The 15,078-nt window shown below is 64.5% G+C and carries 14 protein-coding genes; 6 read left to right on the top strand and 8 right to left on the bottom strand.

Annotated elements, in window-relative coordinates:
* The first annotated feature begins 42 nt into the window (after positions 1 to 42).
* The 5 genes from V6V88_RS26095 to rodA all read left to right on the top strand — a co-directional run bounded on the left by V6V88_RS26095 (position 43) and on the right by rodA (position 5,688).
* Complete coding sequence (locus tag V6V88_RS26095; protein ID WP_006216320.1) at positions 43 to 1,086, top strand: rod shape-determining protein; 1,044 nt, start codon at positions 43 to 45, stop codon at positions 1,084 to 1,086.
* Between the two features lie 84 nt (positions 1,087 to 1,170).
* Positions 1,171 to 2,055 (top strand): rod shape-determining protein MreC, encoded by an 885-nt coding sequence (gene mreC, locus V6V88_RS26090; protein ID WP_056319540.1) that lies wholly within the window; start codon positions 1,171 to 1,173, stop codon positions 2,053 to 2,055.
* Complete coding sequence (gene mreD / locus V6V88_RS26085; protein ID WP_056319542.1) at positions 2,042 to 2,611, top strand: rod shape-determining protein MreD; 570 nt, start codon at positions 2,042 to 2,044, stop codon at positions 2,609 to 2,611. Before mreC ends, mreD begins: the two co-directional genes overlap by 14 nt.
* A gap of 15 nt (positions 2,612 to 2,626) precedes the next feature.
* Positions 2,627 to 4,555: a penicillin-binding protein 2 gene (mrdA, locus tag V6V88_RS26080; protein ID WP_056319545.1), complete on the top strand. Its 1,929-nt coding sequence runs from the start codon at positions 2,627 to 2,629 to the stop codon at positions 4,553 to 4,555.
* A complete protein-coding gene (gene rodA / locus V6V88_RS26075) occupies positions 4,552 to 5,688 on the top strand; it encodes a rod shape-determining protein RodA (RefSeq protein WP_056319549.1) in 1,137 nt (378 codons plus the stop codon). The genes mrdA and rodA overlap by 4 nt, the downstream gene beginning before the upstream one ends.
* A gap of 1,201 nt (positions 5,689 to 6,889) precedes the next feature.
* Here rodA and V6V88_RS26070 read toward each other — a convergent pair.
* The 5 genes from V6V88_RS26070 to argB all read right to left on the bottom strand — a co-directional run bounded on the left by V6V88_RS26070 (position 6,890) and on the right by argB (position 12,067).
* On the bottom strand, positions 6,890 to 7,939 hold the full coding sequence (locus V6V88_RS26070; protein WP_280003803.1) for an Ldh family oxidoreductase: 1,050 nt from the start codon (positions 7,937 to 7,939) through the stop codon (positions 6,890 to 6,892).
* Positions 7,940 to 7,948: 9 nt separating this feature from the next.
* Positions 7,949 to 9,442, bottom strand: coding sequence for a DASS family sodium-coupled anion symporter (locus V6V88_RS26065; RefSeq protein ID WP_152382895.1), 1,494 nt, complete (start codon positions 9,440 to 9,442; stop codon positions 7,949 to 7,951).
* 303 nt (positions 9,443 to 9,745) lie between these two features.
* Positions 9,746 to 10,321, bottom strand: coding sequence for a nucleoid occlusion factor SlmA (gene slmA, locus V6V88_RS26060; protein WP_056319559.1), 576 nt, complete (start codon positions 10,319 to 10,321; stop codon positions 9,746 to 9,748).
* A 53-nt stretch (positions 10,322 to 10,374) separates the two neighbouring features.
* A complete protein-coding gene (locus V6V88_RS26055; protein ID WP_056319764.1) occupies positions 10,375 to 11,121 on the bottom strand; it encodes a pyrimidine 5'-nucleotidase in 747 nt (248 codons plus the stop codon).
* Between the two features lie 43 nt (positions 11,122 to 11,164).
* Entirely contained in the window at positions 11,165 to 12,067 is a 903-nt protein-coding gene (gene argB, locus V6V88_RS26050; protein ID WP_013396740.1) for an acetylglutamate kinase, read from the bottom strand.
* Positions 12,068 to 12,342: 275 nt separating this feature from the next.
* Here argB and V6V88_RS26045 point away from each other — a divergent pair, with 275 nt between their 5' ends.
* On the top strand, positions 12,343 to 13,131 hold the full coding sequence (locus V6V88_RS26045; protein WP_056319563.1) for a MetQ/NlpA family ABC transporter substrate-binding protein: 789 nt from the start codon (positions 12,343 to 12,345) through the stop codon (positions 13,129 to 13,131).
* 117 nt (positions 13,132 to 13,248) lie between these two features.
* On the opposite strand, the gene V6V88_RS26040 is transcribed toward V6V88_RS26045, so the two are convergent.
* The 3 genes from V6V88_RS26040 to V6V88_RS26030 are packed head-to-tail and all read right to left on the bottom strand — an operon-like array spanning position 13,249 to position 15,076.
* A complete protein-coding gene (locus V6V88_RS26040) occupies positions 13,249 to 13,743 on the bottom strand; it encodes a TlpA disulfide reductase family protein (RefSeq protein ID WP_056319566.1) in 495 nt (164 codons plus the stop codon).
* Entirely contained in the window at positions 13,740 to 14,486 is a 747-nt protein-coding gene (locus tag V6V88_RS26035; RefSeq protein ID WP_062838932.1) for a BON domain-containing protein, read from the bottom strand. Before V6V88_RS26035 ends, V6V88_RS26040 begins: the two co-directional genes overlap by 4 nt.
* Entirely contained in the window at positions 14,483 to 15,076 is a 594-nt protein-coding gene (locus V6V88_RS26030) for a phosphoheptose isomerase (RefSeq protein WP_056319572.1), read from the bottom strand. Before V6V88_RS26030 ends, V6V88_RS26035 begins: the two co-directional genes overlap by 4 nt.
* Positions 15,077 to 15,078: the final 2 nt, after the last annotated feature.

Raw genomic sequence — 15,078 nt, 5'->3', positions numbered from 1 at the left:
GCGGCTTGACCCCAATTCCCCCCAGAATTTAGCTGAGCTCCCATGTTCGGATTCCTGCGCAGTTATTTTTCCAGCGATATGGCGATTGACCTCGGTACCGCCAATACGCTGATTTACGTCCGCGGCAAGGGCATCGTTCTCGATGAGCCTTCCGTGGTCGCAATCCGTCATGAAGGCGGGCCCCACGGCAAGAAGATCATTCAAGCCGTCGGGCACGAAGCCAAGCAGATGCTCGGCCGCGTTCCCGGCAATATCGAGGCCATTCGGCCCATGAAAGACGGCGTGATCGCCGACTTCACGGTCACCGAGCAGATGCTCAAGCAGTTCATCCGCATGGTGCACCCCCGCAACATGCTGGCGCCCAGCCCGCGGATCATCGTCTGCGTTCCCTGCGGTTCCACCCAGGTTGAACGCCGCGCCATCCGCGAATCGGCCCTCGGCGCCGGCGCTTCCCACGTATTCCTGATCGAAGAACCCATGGCCGCGGCCATCGGCGCCGGCCTGGCCGTGTCCGACGCCAGCGGCTCGATGGTCGTCGACATCGGCGGCGGCACCACCGAAGTGGCCGTCATCTCGCTGGGCGGCATGGTCTACAAGGGTTCCGTGCGCGTCGGCGGCGACAAGTTCGACGAGGCCATCGTCAACTACATCCGCCGCAACTACGGCATGCTGATCGGCGAACCCACGGCCGAACTGATCAAGAAGGAAATCGGCTCGGCGTTCCCGGGATCCGAAGTCCGCGAAATCGAAGTCAAGGGCCGCAATCTGGCCGAAGGCGTGCCGCGCAGCTTCACGGTTTCGTCCAACGAGATCCTGGAATCGCTGACCGATCCGCTCAACCAGATCGTGTCCGCCGTCAAGATCGCCCTCGAACAGACGCCGCCCGAGCTGGGCGCCGACATCACCGACAAGGGCATCGCCCTGACCGGTGGCGGCGCGCTGCTGCGCGACCTGGACCGCCTGCTGCAAGAAGAAACCGGTCTGCCGGTCGTGGTGGCCGACGATCCCCTGACCTGCGTCGTGCGCGGTTGCGGCGAGGCGCTGGAACACCTTGAGAAACTGGGCGCCATCTTCATCAACGACTAATATTGCCCGCCAGCCCGGAGCCCCGCTTTTTTCTGGCTCCGGCCGCTGCGGGGGCCTCGGACGCGGGCGCCCGGGCTGAGATTCATGCAACGACAAGGGACTCCCCCCCTATTCAGGCGCGGCCCACCGGCAGAGGTGCGGCTGGTCGTTCTGGTCGTCCTTGCCCTGGCCCTGATCGTCATGGATTCACAATGGCGCATGCTGGAGCCGGCGCGCCGGACGATCGCCGTGGCGCTTTATCCCTTCCAGCGCGCCGTCATGGCGCCTCGCGACCTCGTCCAGCAAGTCAATGAGTGGGTCAACGCGGCCAATCTCATCCGCAGCGAAAACGAAGCCCTGCAACGCCAGCGCATCGAGCTTGCCCAGGTCGCGTCCCACGCCGCCCAGCTCGCCGCCGAAAACTCCCAGCTTCGCCGCCTGCTTGGTGTGACCGACACCGTGGCGCAGTCCGCGGTGGTGGTCGAAGTCATGTACGAACCCACCAACGCGTTCACCCAGCGCCTGGTCTTCAACAAGGGCAGCAAGGCCGGTCTTGCCCCCGGCATGCCCGTCATCGACGAAGGCGGCGTGGTCGGTCAGATCGTCCGCGTGACGCCGATGACCGCCGAGGCGGCCCTGGTCACCGACGAGCAGGTCTCCATCCCGGTGCAATTGCTGCGCAACGGACTGCGTCTGATTGCATTTGGCGGCAATTCCCCCGGCAAGATGGAAGTGCGTTACCTGGCGGCCAATGCCGACATCAAGGAAGGCGATACTATTGTCACCAGCGGCGTCGGCGGTCTTTTTCCCGCCGGCCTGCCCGTGGCCAAGGTGACCTCGGTCGAACGCGATACCGCATCCGGTTTCGCGCGCGCCGTGTGTGAACCCCTGGCCCACCCCGAACGCTATCGCCACTTCCTGGTTCTGCAGGTGGATGTGGATCGCGCCGAGTCCAACCGTCAGGAGGTCGATTCCGGTGGATCGGACTAACCAACAAGCCGCAGGGCAGTCTCCGCGCCGCCTTGGCACGCCCAGCAACGTGCAGCCCGACAGGCTGTCGGGGCCCGCGCATGCCTTCTTCGTGTGGGGCACCGTGCTGCTCGCGTGGCTGGTGTCGCTGCTGCCGTGGCGCCTGTGGCAGGGCGCGCCCGACGTGCTGCTGCTCATCATCGCCTTCTGGTGCGTGCACGAGCCGCGCCGCGTGGGCCTGTTTACGGCCTTCTTCTTCGGCCTGCTGATGGACGTGCACGACGCGGGCCTCTTGGGCGAGCATGCGCTGTCGTACACGCTCGTCGCCTACGGCGCGGTGGTCCTGCACCGCCGGCTGCAGCGCTTCGACCTCTGGAGCCAGGCGATGCACATGCTGCCTGTGTTCTTCATTGCGCGCTTTGTCACCCAGATCATCCACGCGTGGCTGGCCGGCAAATGGCCGGGCTGGGACTGGGGCATCAGCGTGCTGCTGACCGCCGCCCTGTGGCCGCTGGCGGGCTGGGTGCTGCACCTGCCGCAACGTGGTGTCGACGACGCCGAATCCTCATCCGCCTGACGGCGGCGTCGCGTCATGTTTGAATTCAAGAAAACCGGCCAGCAGCAGAAGCAGCGCTTCCGCCTGCGCGCGTGGGTGGGCGGCGCCTTCGCGCTGGTGTGCTTTGGCGTGCTGGTGGGCCGGTTCTGGTACCTGCAGGTCGACCGCTACGAAGGCCTGTCCGAACGCGCCGACCGCAACCGCATCGCGGTCGTGCCGATCCCCCCGCGCCGCGGCGAGATCCTGGACCGTAACGGCGAAGTCCTGGCGCGCAACTACCGCACCTACACCCTCGAAGTCGTGCCGGCCCACGCGGGCAACATGAACGAACTCTTCGAGCGCCTGACCGAAGTCGTCTACATCAGCCCGTCCGACCAGCGCCGCTTCAAGCGTCGCGCCGCCGAGTCCAGCCGCTACGCCAGCCTGCAGCTTCGAAACAACCTGAACGAGACCGAGGCCGCGTGGTTTGCCGCGCACGCGTTCCAGTTTCCGGGCGTGGAACTGCGCGCCCGCTGGGTGCGCGAGTATCCGCAGGGCGTGTCGGCCGCGCACGTGGTGGGCTACATCGGCCGCATCGCCGACAACGACATCGAGGAACTGGACCGCGCCGGGCAACTGGGAAACTATCGCGGCACCGAGGTCATCGGCAAGAAGGGCATCGAAAAGACGTGGGAAGAACAACTTCACGGCCGCACCGGCCTTGAAGAAGTCGAGGTGACGGCGGGCGGTCGGCCCATGCGCACGCTGCGCCGCATCGATCCGGTTCCTGGCTCGGACATCATGCTGTCCATCGACATGGGACTGCAGAAGGTGGCCGAAGAGGCGTTCGAAGGCCAGCGTGGCGCGCTCGTTGCCATCGATCCGGACACGGGCGAAGTGCTGGCTTTCGTGTCGCAGCCGTCATTCGATCCGAACCTCTTCGTGGACGGCATCGATGTCGACAATTGGCGCATGCTGAACGAATCGCCCGACCATCCCCTGATCAATCGTCCGCTGTACGGCACCTATCCCATCGGCTCCACGTACAAACCCTTTGTGGGTCTGGCCGCGCTGGAACTGGGCAAGCGCCGCGCGACCGACCGCATCTCGGACCCGGGCTATTACGAATTCGGCGGACAGAAGTTCCGCAACGCCGGCGGCGCGGCTTATGGCATGACGGACATGCATAAGGCCATCGTCGTGTCCTCCGACACCTATTTCTATTCGCTGGGGCCGGAAATCGGCGTGAACGCGCTGCACGATTTCACCAAGCAGTTCGGGTTTGGCCAGATCACGGGCATCGACCTGGAAGGCGAAAAGCGCGGCGTGCTGCCGTCCACCGACTGGAAGCGCGCGGCCTACAAGGACAAGGAGCGCCAGCGCTGGTACGCGGGAGAGACCATTTCCGTCGCGGTGGGCCAGGGCTACAACGCGTTCACGCTGCTTCAACTGGCGCAGGGCACCTCCACGCTGGCCAACAACGGGCTGTACCGCCGTCCGCACCTGGTGCACGCGGTGCGCGATCCGCGCTCGGGTGTGGCCAAGCCGACCGAGTCGCCGCCCGACTATCGCATTCCGCTCAAGCAGGCCAATGTGGACGTCATCAAAAATGCCATGGCTGACGTCGTGCGGGCCGGCACGGCGCGGCGCGCGTTCGCCAACACGCCCTACCAGGCCGCCGGCAAGACCGGCACCGCGCAGGTGTTCAGCCTGCGCGGCGGCCACTACCGCGCCAGCGCCATCGACGAACGCCTGCGCGACCACGCGCTGTTCATGGGCTTCGCGCCGCTTGAGCACCCGCGCATCGCCGTGGCGCTGATCGTCGAGAACGCCGGTTGGGGCGCCAGCGTGGCGGCCCCCGTCGCGCGCAAGGTCTTCGACTACTGGCTGGCCAAGGACCGCCAGGACAAGATCGTTCGTCCCGAGCGCGCGGACACCATGGCGACCGTCGACGACATCGCCTCCGACCTGGTGCGCCAACAATGAAGCGCCTTGGCCTGATCCTGCTGCGCGTCTTCACGGCCTTCGACTGGCCGCTGCTCGCGATCCTGATGATGTTCGCGGCGCTGGGCCTGACGGTGATGCACTCGGCCGTCGGCGGCACCGACTGGCGCTTTGCGGAGCAGTCTCGCAATTTCATCATCGCCTTCTTCGCGATGTGGACGATGGCGCTGATTCCGCCGAAGCTGCTGATGAAGCTGGCTTTGCCGTTCTACGTGGTGGGGGTGGTGCTGCTGCTGGGCGTCGAATTCTTCGGCGAGACCAGCAAGGGCGCGACCCGCTGGCTGAACCTGGGCGTGACGCGCATCCAGCCGTCCGAAATGATGAAGATCGCGGTGCCGATGATGCTGGCCTGGTACTTCCAGCGTCACGAAGGCGCAGTCCGCGTGCGCGACTTCCTCGCCGCGGCCGCGATGCTGGCCGCGCCTTTCGGCCTGATCGTGCTGCAGCCCGACCTGGGCACGGCGCTGCTCGTGTTCGGCGCCGGCTTTTTCGTAATCTATTTTGCCGGCCTCTCGTTCAAGCTGCTGGTGCCGGTCATGCTGGCTGGCATCATTGCCATCGGCACGCTGGTCTACTACGAAGACCAGCTCTGCGAGCCGGACGTGGACTGGGTGGTGCTGCACGATTACCAGAAGCACCGGGTCTGCACGCTGCTCAATCCCAGCTCCGATCCGCTGGGCAAGGGCTTTCACACGATCCAATCGATGATCGCGGTGGGCTCCGGCGGCGTCTACGGCAAGGGCTACATGAAGGGGACGCAGACGCACCTGGACTTCATCCCCGAACGCACGACCGACTTCATCTTCGCGGTGTACGCCGAGGAATTCGGTCTGTACGGCGGCATCGCAATCCTGGTGCTGTACGGCCTGATGATGGCGCGCGGTTTGACGATCGCGTCCCGCGCCTCATCGCAATTCGGCCGCCTGCTGGCCGGCGCGCTGACGATGATGCTGTTCATCTATGTCTTCGTGAACGTGGGCATGGTGACAGGGATCCTGCCCGTGGTGGGGGTGCCGTTGCCCTTCATGAGCTACGGGGGGACGGCGTTGTTCACGATGGGGATTGCGTTTGGGATCATGATGAGTATTAGTCGGCATCGGTCTGTGAAGACTTGATGTTGATGGTTGTTCTTCGTCGGTCGATGTCTCTGTGACTTGGAGTGCTTCTTAGGGCGATGATTTTCGTGCCGTGGGGTGCTTTGTAGGTCTATGGTCTTCGTGCCTTGGCGTGCTTCGTAGGTCGATAGTCTTTGTGTCTTGGCGCTCTGCATAGGGCGATAGTCTTTGCGCTACGGACTTCTTCGTAGGTCGCCCGACGCCGCGGTCACCGTGGGCACGATCGCCCACGATTGCGGTCCGGAGCCTTCGCTCCGGACTTCCCCGTTGTCATCTTCGTCCGCCTTCGGCTCCCTTCAGATTCCCTCGGGCGCATCGACGGCGCTCGCACCCACGGTGCCCGCGACGCCGTGCTGCCAGGGTCTTTGGTTTGGGGCGCTGCAAGACCTGTGGTCAGGGAAGGGGATTTGCGGGGCCGCCGAATTGCTGCCGCCCGGGCGGCGGCAATCGGCATCGGGCCGGTGGGACGTCGTGGCGGTGTGCGCTTCGCGCTGGCGGAGGTTGGTGTGCTGATGGCACCACGAACAAGGGGGAGGGGCGGTGATGGTCGGCGCGCATCGGCCGCCGGCCACAACTTGCCGACCCGTACGCGCGCCGCCCATCGGGCACTGGCGTTCAAGTGACGAATAATGGCGAGCCGAGCGCGATTTGCAGTTGGGTTCGGACAGCGGAATGAGTGTCGGCTTTCTGCCGGTGTCTGACACCCAAGGGAGAAGCACTTGGTATGACGGAAATCTCACCAGGGTGTCAGACACCTTGAACAGTCGCAGCCACACGCGAAGCGTCATCACCACGCCGCAAGACGCCGCGTAAGCCCCCGAAGGCCGCCCGCGCGGCCGCCCGGGGGCGGGCACCGCAAGATCTTTCTCTCTCCCCCCACCGTGGGCAAGAACCTAAAGAACCCAACCCGTCCCGCCGCCAGTAAAGCTGAAGCGGCTGGAGCACGTCGTAGCGGGGGCTGGGGTGCGCGGGGCGTGTAGATGCGCCCGACGGAAACCGAAGGGAGCCGAAGGCGTACGAGGTTGAGGACGGGGCAGTCCGGAGCGAAGGCTCCGGACCGCAATCGTAGCCCCGCGCGCCCCAGCCCCCGCTGCGACGGGCGTCAAAAGAACCCGCATGAATGCCAGCCTCAACGTTTCGCCATTGAAACTGCCATCGCTAACACCAACCCCGCTTCAACGCCGCCGTTTCAAAACCTGACTCACGGCAACGCTTCAGCCACCCCAAGCTCCACGGCCAACTTCGTCAACCCGTCCCAAATCCGGCTGTCAAACTCCACCGAATTCGCATTGACCGCCCGATTGCGAGCCTCGTACTCCCCCGGATACTGCACCGCTTCCACGTCGGGTTGCGGTTTGCACGCATGCAGGTAGTCGATGAAGGCGCCGACTTCCATCGACCGCCAATCCGTATTGAAGTCCACCTGCGGATCCAGCAGCAGCGCGAACATGTTGTTCGTCGCCACGCCGATGCGTGGATGTTCCGGTTGGATGGTGCCGCCGCCGGACAGCACGCCGGCAAGCAGTTCGGCCACCAGTCCCAGCGCGTAGCCCTTGTGGCCGCCGAATGGCAGCAGTGCGCCGGGCGGGTCGGTGAAGAGCGCGCCCGGGTCCGTCGTTGGGTTGCCGTCGGCATCGATCAGCGACCCCGGCGGCGCCTGTTCGCCCTTCGCCGCCAGCACGCGCGCCTTGTTCACCGCGATCGAGCTGGTGGCCATGTCCACGATGAACGGCGGACGTCCGCCGGGCAGGGGGCCGGCAAAGCACAGCGGGTTCGTGGTCAGGCACGCCTGCGCGCCGCCGAACGGGGCGACGGTGGGCGAGCGGTTGATCACGTTGGTGAAGGCCAGCAGGATCAGGCCCTTGGCCGCCACCATTTCGCCAAAATGGCCCATGCGGCCAAGGTGATGGCTGTGGCGCAGGGTCAGGATGCACTGGCCGTGTTCCTGTGTGCGCTCGATCGCCTTTTCGATGACGACCTTGCCCACGTACTGGCCCAGTCCGTGGTGGCCGTCGTAGGCCAGCATGGCGCCGCGGTCGTTGAGGAGTTCGGGGCGGCCGTCGGGTTGGGCCAGGCCCTCGGACAACACGCGGCGGTAGTTGGTCAGGATGGACAGGCCGTGGCTGGTGTAGCCGACACGGTCGGACTCCACCAGGTGTTCGGCCACGTCGCGGGCGATGTCCTCGGGCACGCCTTGTGCCATCAGCACCCGGCGGCCGTATTCGTTGGCTTGGGCAATCGTGATCTTCATGAAGATTCCTTACAGCCAGCCCAGCCAGCGCCAGTACGTCATGCCCATCAGCAGCATCAGCAGGTAGCCGACGATCGTCACAATGATCCCGACCTTGGCGAACTGCTTGGCGTTGAAGGTTTCGGTACCCAGGCACACCATGTTCTGCGGTGCGTTGATGGGCAGGATGAAACCGTAGCTGACCACGAAACCCAGCAGCATCGTCATGCCCAGGCGGCTGAAGTCGCCCGGCAGCGTTGCCAGCACCGAGATCAGGATGGGCAGCATGGCCGAGGTCAGCGCAGTGGCGCTGGCAAAGCCCAGGTGGATCACGATCAGGAAGGCGGCCAGGATGGCGAAGATGGCGAGCGGGCCAAGGTGGTCCAGGCCGGTGTGATGCACCACCTGGTTGCCCAGCCATTGGCCGGCCTGCGTCGTGAGAAGCGCCGTGCCCAAGCTGATGCCGACGCCGAACACGATCACCGTGCCCCATGGGATGCGCGATTGCACGTCTTTCCATGTCATCACGCCAAAGCGCGGCAGCATCAGCAGCACGAGGCCGAAGTAGGTGGTCGAGGTGGTGTCGAACTTGTGCAGCTTGCCTTCGGTCGACCAGAACAGCAGCAGCATGATGGACACAGCCATCAGGCGCTTTTGCGCGCCAGTCATGGGACCGAGGTCGAGCAGCGACTTTTCGACGGCTTCCTTGCCGCCGGCGATGCTGTTGCTTTCAGGCGGCAGCAGCTTGAGCACGATGACGATCAGCACGGCCGACATGATGAGCGACCAGGGGGCGCCGGCGATCAGCCAGTCCGACCAGGCCACGCGTTCGCCCAGCATCTTTTCCATGAAGCCGACCGTCAGCAGGTTCTGCGCCGCGGCGGTCTGGATGCCGACGTTCCAGATGCTGGTGGCCTGGGCCACGATGATCATGATGCCGGCGGCGATGTTCGAGCGCTTGTCCACGCCGAAGGCCGCGATCACGCCCATCATGATGGGAACCACGGCGGCGCTGCGCGCGGTGGCGCTGGGCACGACCAGGCTCAGCACGATCGTCACGGCGATACATCCGATGAGGATGCGGCGCGTGCTGGTGCCAACCTTGGACAACGTGACCAGCGCGATGCGGCGGTCCAGCCCCGTGAAGGTCATGGCGGCGGCAATGAACAGGGCGCCGGTGACCAGCGCCAGCGCCGAATTTGCGAAGCCGGTGAGCGCCATGCTGATGGCGGCCGACGTGCCGTACAGCACGTTGGGATCCTTGATGGTGGGTGCGGTGCCCAGCAAAAAGGCCATCAGTGTCGTGATCATGATGGCGCTGGCTTCGTAGGAGACGGCTTCAGTGATCCAGACGACCACGGCAAACGCCAGGATAGCCAGCATGCGGTGTCCTGCAACGGGCAGGTCAGCGGGCAGGGGCATCATTAAAACGCCGATCATCACGAGGATGCCGGCGATGAGCCCGATGGGTATTTTGGCTTTTTTGGGGGCTTGCGAGGCGGGGACTGCGGTTTCCGCGGCCATATCCTTCTCCGGTTGAGGTCAAACTGACGAAACACCGCCCGCGAGCACGGGGTCAATCAAATCGGTGTGTCGACGCTACAGGATGATCGTGACGGCATTGAGGAAAACCCGTATTGATGAACATCAAGCAAGCGGAGAACAGCGCTTGTGGAAAACTTGTCCCGGGCATTATGCTCGTCGCCCCCTGCGTGGGGCAAGCAAGTGAGTGTTGCATTTACACGAACCAATCGGGTCACGATGGATGCGTTTTGCCCAGCAAGGGCCGCGCGCATTGTTCCGTGAAATGACGCTAATGCAGGCGGTTCAGCCCAAGGCCAGGCGCAGTTGTTCGTCCAGATGCAGCGTGGGCGTGACGCGCCATCCGCTTTGGGCGTAGCGCAGCCAGCGGCCCAGCACCAGATGCGTCAGCAGGCTGGCGTGCGCGGCGACATTGGCTTCCTGCGGCAGGCCGCCGTCGGTGATCGCGATGCGCAGCGACTGCTTTAGCGACGCCTCGATGCGATCATTGATGTGGTTGATGCGTTCCTGCAGCCGGTTGTCTTCGGTGACCAGCGCGTCGCCGGTCAGCACTCGCGTCATGCCCTTGTTGCGTTCCGAGAAGGTCAGCAGCATGGCGACCGTCTTGTGCGCCTGGGGCACGCCGTAGGGTTCGGCGGTGGCGATCTGGTTCACCAGCGTGAAGATGCTGGTTTCGATGAATTCGATCAGCCCCTCGAACATCTGCGCCTTGCTGGCGAAGTGCCGGTAGAGGGCGGCTTCGGAAACCTCAAGGCGCGCGGCCAGTGCGGCCGTGGTGATGCGGGACGCGTGCGGCTGCTCCAGCATTTCGGCCAGAGTCTGCAGAATCTGGGTCTTGCGCTCGCCGGGTTTGCTCGCCATGGAAGGGACTGCTTCGCGCAGGATGACGGGTGGAGGGGGAGTGGAGCGCGCCGTCAGGCCCGCAGGGGGCGTCGGCGTAACAACAAATCACTGACGCAGTTTACCCGCAAGTCGACGTAGGCCGGGCGGTGCGAGCGTCCGCGGCCAAAGGGCGTGCCGGGGTGGTAGACGTGGACCGTCTTTAAGCCCGCCACGCGGGCGCCCCGCAGGTTGGCGAGCGTATCTTCCACGAGCACGGCTCGGTGGGCGGGAACGCCTTCGCGCGCCAGCACGTAGCGCAGTAGCGCCGCCGAGGGCTTGGGACGGTATTGGCCATGCAGCCGCATGTGCTCGATGGCCCACAGGCTGTCGAACTGGCGCAGGATGCCCAGGTGCGACAGGACGGACCGCGCATAGTGCAGCGGCGCGTTGGTAAGCAGCACCTTGCGGCCGGGCAGGCGGCGCAGCTTGTCGGCGAGCGCCTTTTCCGACCGCATCAGCGGCGCGACGTCGAAGTCATGGCTGCGATGCAGGAATTCATGCGCATTGACGCCGTGGTGCCGCACCATGCCGATCATGGTGGCGCCGTAGCGTTTCCAGTACTGCGACCTCACAAGGTTGGCGGCATCCACGTCCACGTTGAGCGCCTCGGCCACCGCCATCGTCATGCCGTGATCGATTTTGGAGAAGATGGCGTGTGAGGTGTCGTGGAGCGTGTTGTCCAGGTCGAAGAGCCACAGGCGCTCGGGCGCGCCCGTGGCGATCCCGCGCGACCGGCGCATGCGGACCGCGGGCCGCAGCAGCTGGCGACGCGCTTGCATCATGAGAGGCTCACGGCACGCAGTGCTGCGGAATCGGGCTGCATCAGTGCGAGCTGATCATCGTGCCGACGCCCTGGTCGGTCAGGATTTCAAGAAGCAGGCAGTGCGGCACGCGGCCGTCGACGATGTGCACCGAATTCACGCCGTTCTTGGCTGCGTCCAGCGCGGACGAGATCTTGGGCAGCATGCCGCCGGAGATCGTGCCGTCGGCAAAGAGCTCGTCGATGGTCTGGGCGGACAGGCTGCGCAGCAGCTTGCCGCCCTTGTCCAGCACACCGGGGGTGTTGGTCAGCATCAGCAGCTTCTCGGCGCCCAGCACTTCGGCCATCTTGCCGGCGACCACGTCGGCATTGATGTTGTACGCCGTGCCGTCTTCGCCATAGCCGATGGGCGAGATGACGGGAATGAACTGGTCGTCCTGCAGGGCCTTCACGACGGCCGGTTCGACCATGGTGATGTCGCCCACGAAACCGATGTCGATGGGCTCGGACGGGTTGTCCTTGTTGGCCATCAGTTTCTTCTGGGCCTGGATCAGGCCGCCGTCCTTGCCGGTCAGGCCCACGGCTTTGCCGCCGACCTCGTTGATCATCATGACGATGTCCTGCTGGACCTGGCCGCCCAGCACCCATTCCACGACTTCCATGGTCTCGGCGTCGGTGACGCGCATGCCCTGGATGAAGGTGCCTTGCTTGCCAATGCGGCGCAGGGCGTCATCGATCTGCGGACCACCGCCGTGGACCACCACCGGGTTCAGACCCACCAGCTTGAGCAGCACGACATCGTGCGCGAAGCTGCGCTGCAATCGCTCTTCCGTCATGGCGTTGCCGCCGTACTTGACCACGATGGTCTTGCCGTGAAATCGTCGGATATACGGCAGAGCCTCGGACAGCACGGCGGCTTTGACGGCGGGAGACGAAACGGCAGCAGGGTCGGGGGTGTCGGTCATGGCAGCTAAGTCGGCAAATAAATAACAGGTAAGTTAGCGGGCGTTAAAAAAATGCCTGCACAAGAACGCGGTTGGAACGCGGCTAGCGCAAGCATACGACGGATTGTAGTCCCCTCAGGTTTCTTATGCTGGAAAGCCATGTCCTTATGCCCGACAAATAACCGGCATTCAGGTAAATTGGGGGCGTTTTCACAACGGTTGGCCCCGCAAAAGGGGGCTCGCCCGAACCTGCGGGGACATCTATCCCCGTTTTTCATACATAAAAGAGGCAAGACATGCGTTTGAACTTCGTCCGTTCCGCTCTGGCGGCGTCGGTCCTTCTGGTTGCCGCCAATGCGGCCCATGCCGAGAAGGTGGTCGTCGGCGCCACGCAGGTTCCGCACGCCGAGATCCTTGAAGTGGTCAAGCCCAAGCTGGCCAAGGAAGGCGTGGAGCTCGACATCAAGGTGTTCAGCGACTACGTGCAGCCCAACCTGCAACTGGCGGACAAGCAGCTGGACGCCAACTTCTTCCAGCACAAGCCGTACCTGGACAGTTTCAACAAGGACCGCAAGGCGACCCTCGTGCCGGTGGCGCTGGTCCACGTCGAGCCCTTCGGCGGTTACTCCAAGAAGATCAAGAGCCTGTCGGACCTGAAGGACGGCGCCACGGTCGCCATTCCCAATGATCCGTCCAATGGCGGCCGCGCACTGGTGCTGCTGCAAAAGCAGGGCGTCATCAAGCTCAAGGACCCGGCCAACATCCTGGCCACGGCCGCGGATGTCGTCGAGAACCCCAAGAAGCTGAAGTTCCGCGAACTGGAAGCGGCCATGCTGCCGCGTGCGCTGGACGACGTGGATCTGGCGCTGATCAACACCAACTACGCGCTGGAAGCCGGCCTCGTGCCGACCAAGGACGCCCTGTTCATCGAAGGCGCCGATTCCCCCTACGCCAACGTGCTGGTCACCCGCAGCGACAACAAGGATGCCCCGGGCATCAAGAAGCTGGTCGACGCGCTGCACTCGCCGGAGGTCAAGACCTTCATCCAGGAAAAGTACAAAGGCGCGGTGGTTCCCGCCTTCTGATGCACGGCGCGGGGGGGCCGTGAGCCGCCCGCTCCCGCCCATCGGCATGCCCCAAACAAAACGCCGCCCGTTATTTTGCGGGCGGCGTTTTGTTTGGGGGCTGCTTGCGTGGGCGGATCAGCCGGCGGCCAGTGCCTTTTCCACCGTGGCGTGGAATTCGGCCTTGTCGTATTCGCCCAGATAACGCTTGATGATGCGTCCCTCTTTGTCGATGAGGAACGCCGTGGGCGTCAGGCGGATGTCGCCGAAGGCACGCGCGATGTCGCCCTTGGTGTCCAGCGCAACGGGGAACGGCAGTTTGCGGGTCTCGGCGAAGTTCAGCACGAAGTTGGGCGGGTCGTAGTTCATGGCGACCGCAATGGCCTCATACCCCTTGTCCGCATACTCGTTGTAGGCGGAGATGGTGTCGGGCATTTGCTTGACGCACGTGACGCAGCTGGTCGCCCAGAATTTGACCAGCACGACCTTGCCGCGCAGGTCCTGCATCGAGAACGTCTTGCCTTCCAGGGTGGTGAAGGTAACGTCGGGGGCGGTCTGGGCCGGGCGCATGGCGAACCATGCGCCGATGCCGACTGCGACGAGAACTGCAAGCGCTACGATGGCTTTTTTCATTTGATGGGCATTGCTTCGACGCCGCCGCTCGTGCCGCCGCTGCCGGCCGCATTGTCGGTGGCCGGACCGGTGCCGCTTTCGATGGGCGCCTTGCTTTCCGTGGTTGCCGGTTTGGAGCCGCTGCCCGACAGGCGGATGGCTTCTTCGCGGCTGATGGTTTCAAAGAGCTTGACCACCTTGGTCACGCCGCCGACGTCGGCGGTGGCGTTGGCGGCGTAGTCGCCTTCGGCCTGGGTGACCTTGCCCATCAGGTAGACGACGCCGCGGTCGGTCGTGACGGCGATGGTGCCTGAGGGCACATACTTGGTGTTGAGCAGAGCGGTCTTGACCTTGGAGGTCAGCCAGGTGTCGTTCGAGCGCACGCCGAACGACGCGATGGGCCCGACGTTCAGCTGGTTGATGACCTGCTTTACGTTTTCCACGCCCTGGGCAATGGTGGTGGCCTGGTTTTTGGCTTCTTCGGAGGGCACATCGCCCGTCAGCAGAAGGTGGCCGCCGTAGGCCATGGCATTGACGCGTGCGGTATCGCCCAGCTTCTGGGAGATCAGGTTCTGCGCCTTGAACGCCATGTTCTGGTCTTCGAGCTGGACGCCGGACGTGCGGCGGTCGGTGACGACCACCGCCGTGGTGGCGGCGGCGCCGCCCACGATCAAAGGCGCGCAGGCCGTCAGCGAAAGCGCCGCGGTGGACAGCGCGGCGGCAAGCATCAGCGGGCGGACTGCGGGTCTGACGTCAAGAATCATTCGGTGTCTCCAAGCAGAAGAGCGTCGATGCCGTCGCACAGCGCGTGCAGCAGCAGAATATGGACTTCCTGGATGCGCATGGTGCGATCGCTGGGAACACATAGATGGACGTCCATCGGGGTAATGAGTTCCCCCATGACGCCGCCGCCCTTGCCGGTCAGGGCCAGGACGTGCATTTCGCGTGCGCTGGCGGCTTCCATGGCGCGGACCACGTTGGGCGAATTGCCGCTGGTGGAAATGGCCACGAGCACGTCGCCGGCCTGCCCGAAGGCGTTGACCTGCCGTTCGAAGACTTCGTCAAAGCCGTAGTCGTTGCCGACCGCCGTGAGGATGGAGGTGTCGGTATTGAGCGCGATGCCCGCGAGGGGCAGGCGTTCGCGTTCGAAGCGGCCCACCAGCTCGGCGATGAAATGTTGCGCGTCGGCTGCCGAGCCGCCATTGCCGCAAGCCAGAATCTTGCCGTTGTTCGCCAGGGCGCCGAACAGCACGTCCACGGCCACGGCCAGCGGTTCGGCCAGGACGTTCATGCTTTGTTCGTGAGCGGCCATGGCGTCGCGAAAGTGCGACGTCATACGAGAGGTCATATCCATGG

The organism is Achromobacter sp. E1 (genome assembly GCF_037039475.1).
In the GTDB taxonomy this organism is placed as follows: domain Bacteria; phylum Pseudomonadota; class Gammaproteobacteria; order Burkholderiales; family Burkholderiaceae_B; genus Achromobacter; species Achromobacter mucicolens.
Note: the sequence above shows the minus strand (reverse complement) of the source record. Positions and strands in the feature narration are given on the sequence as shown.

Bases quoted from the DNA above. Each gene is read 5' to 3' on its own strand.
- V6V88_RS26095 (WP_006216320.1), top strand. From the start codon at position 43: ATGTTCGGATTCCTGCGCAGTTATTTTTCCAGCGATATGGCGATTGAC.
- mreC (WP_056319540.1), top strand. From the start codon at position 1,171: ATGCAACGACAAGGGACTCCCCCCCTATTCAGGCGCGGCCCACCGGCA.
- mrdA (WP_056319545.1), top strand. From the start codon at position 2,627: ATGTTTGAATTCAAGAAAACCGGCCAGCAGCAGAAGCAGCGCTTCCGC.
- rodA (WP_056319549.1), top strand. From the start codon at position 4,552: ATGAAGCGCCTTGGCCTGATCCTGCTGCGCGTCTTCACGGCCTTCGAC.
- V6V88_RS26070 (WP_280003803.1), bottom strand. From the start codon at position 7,939: ATGAAGATCACGATTGCCCAAGCCAACGAATACGGCCGCCGGGTGCTG.
- V6V88_RS26065 (WP_152382895.1), bottom strand. From the start codon at position 9,442: ATGGCCGCGGAAACCGCAGTCCCCGCCTCGCAAGCCCCCAAAAAAGCC.
- slmA (WP_056319559.1), bottom strand. From the start codon at position 10,321: ATGGCGAGCAAACCCGGCGAGCGCAAGACCCAGATTCTGCAGACTCTG.
- V6V88_RS26055 (WP_056319764.1), bottom strand. From the start codon at position 11,121: ATGCAAGCGCGTCGCCAGCTGCTGCGGCCCGCGGTCCGCATGCGCCGG.
- argB (WP_013396740.1), bottom strand. From the start codon at position 12,067: ATGACCGACACCCCCGACCCTGCTGCCGTTTCGTCTCCCGCCGTCAAA.
- V6V88_RS26045 (WP_056319563.1), top strand. From the start codon at position 12,343: ATGCGTTTGAACTTCGTCCGTTCCGCTCTGGCGGCGTCGGTCCTTCTG.
- V6V88_RS26040 (WP_056319566.1), bottom strand. From the start codon at position 13,743: ATGAAAAAAGCCATCGTAGCGCTTGCAGTTCTCGTCGCAGTCGGCATC.
- V6V88_RS26035 (WP_062838932.1), bottom strand. From the start codon at position 14,486: ATGATTCTTGACGTCAGACCCGCAGTCCGCCCGCTGATGCTTGCCGCC.
- V6V88_RS26030 (WP_056319572.1), bottom strand. From the start codon at position 15,076: ATGGATATGACCTCTCGTATGACGTCGCACTTTCGCGACGCCATGGCC.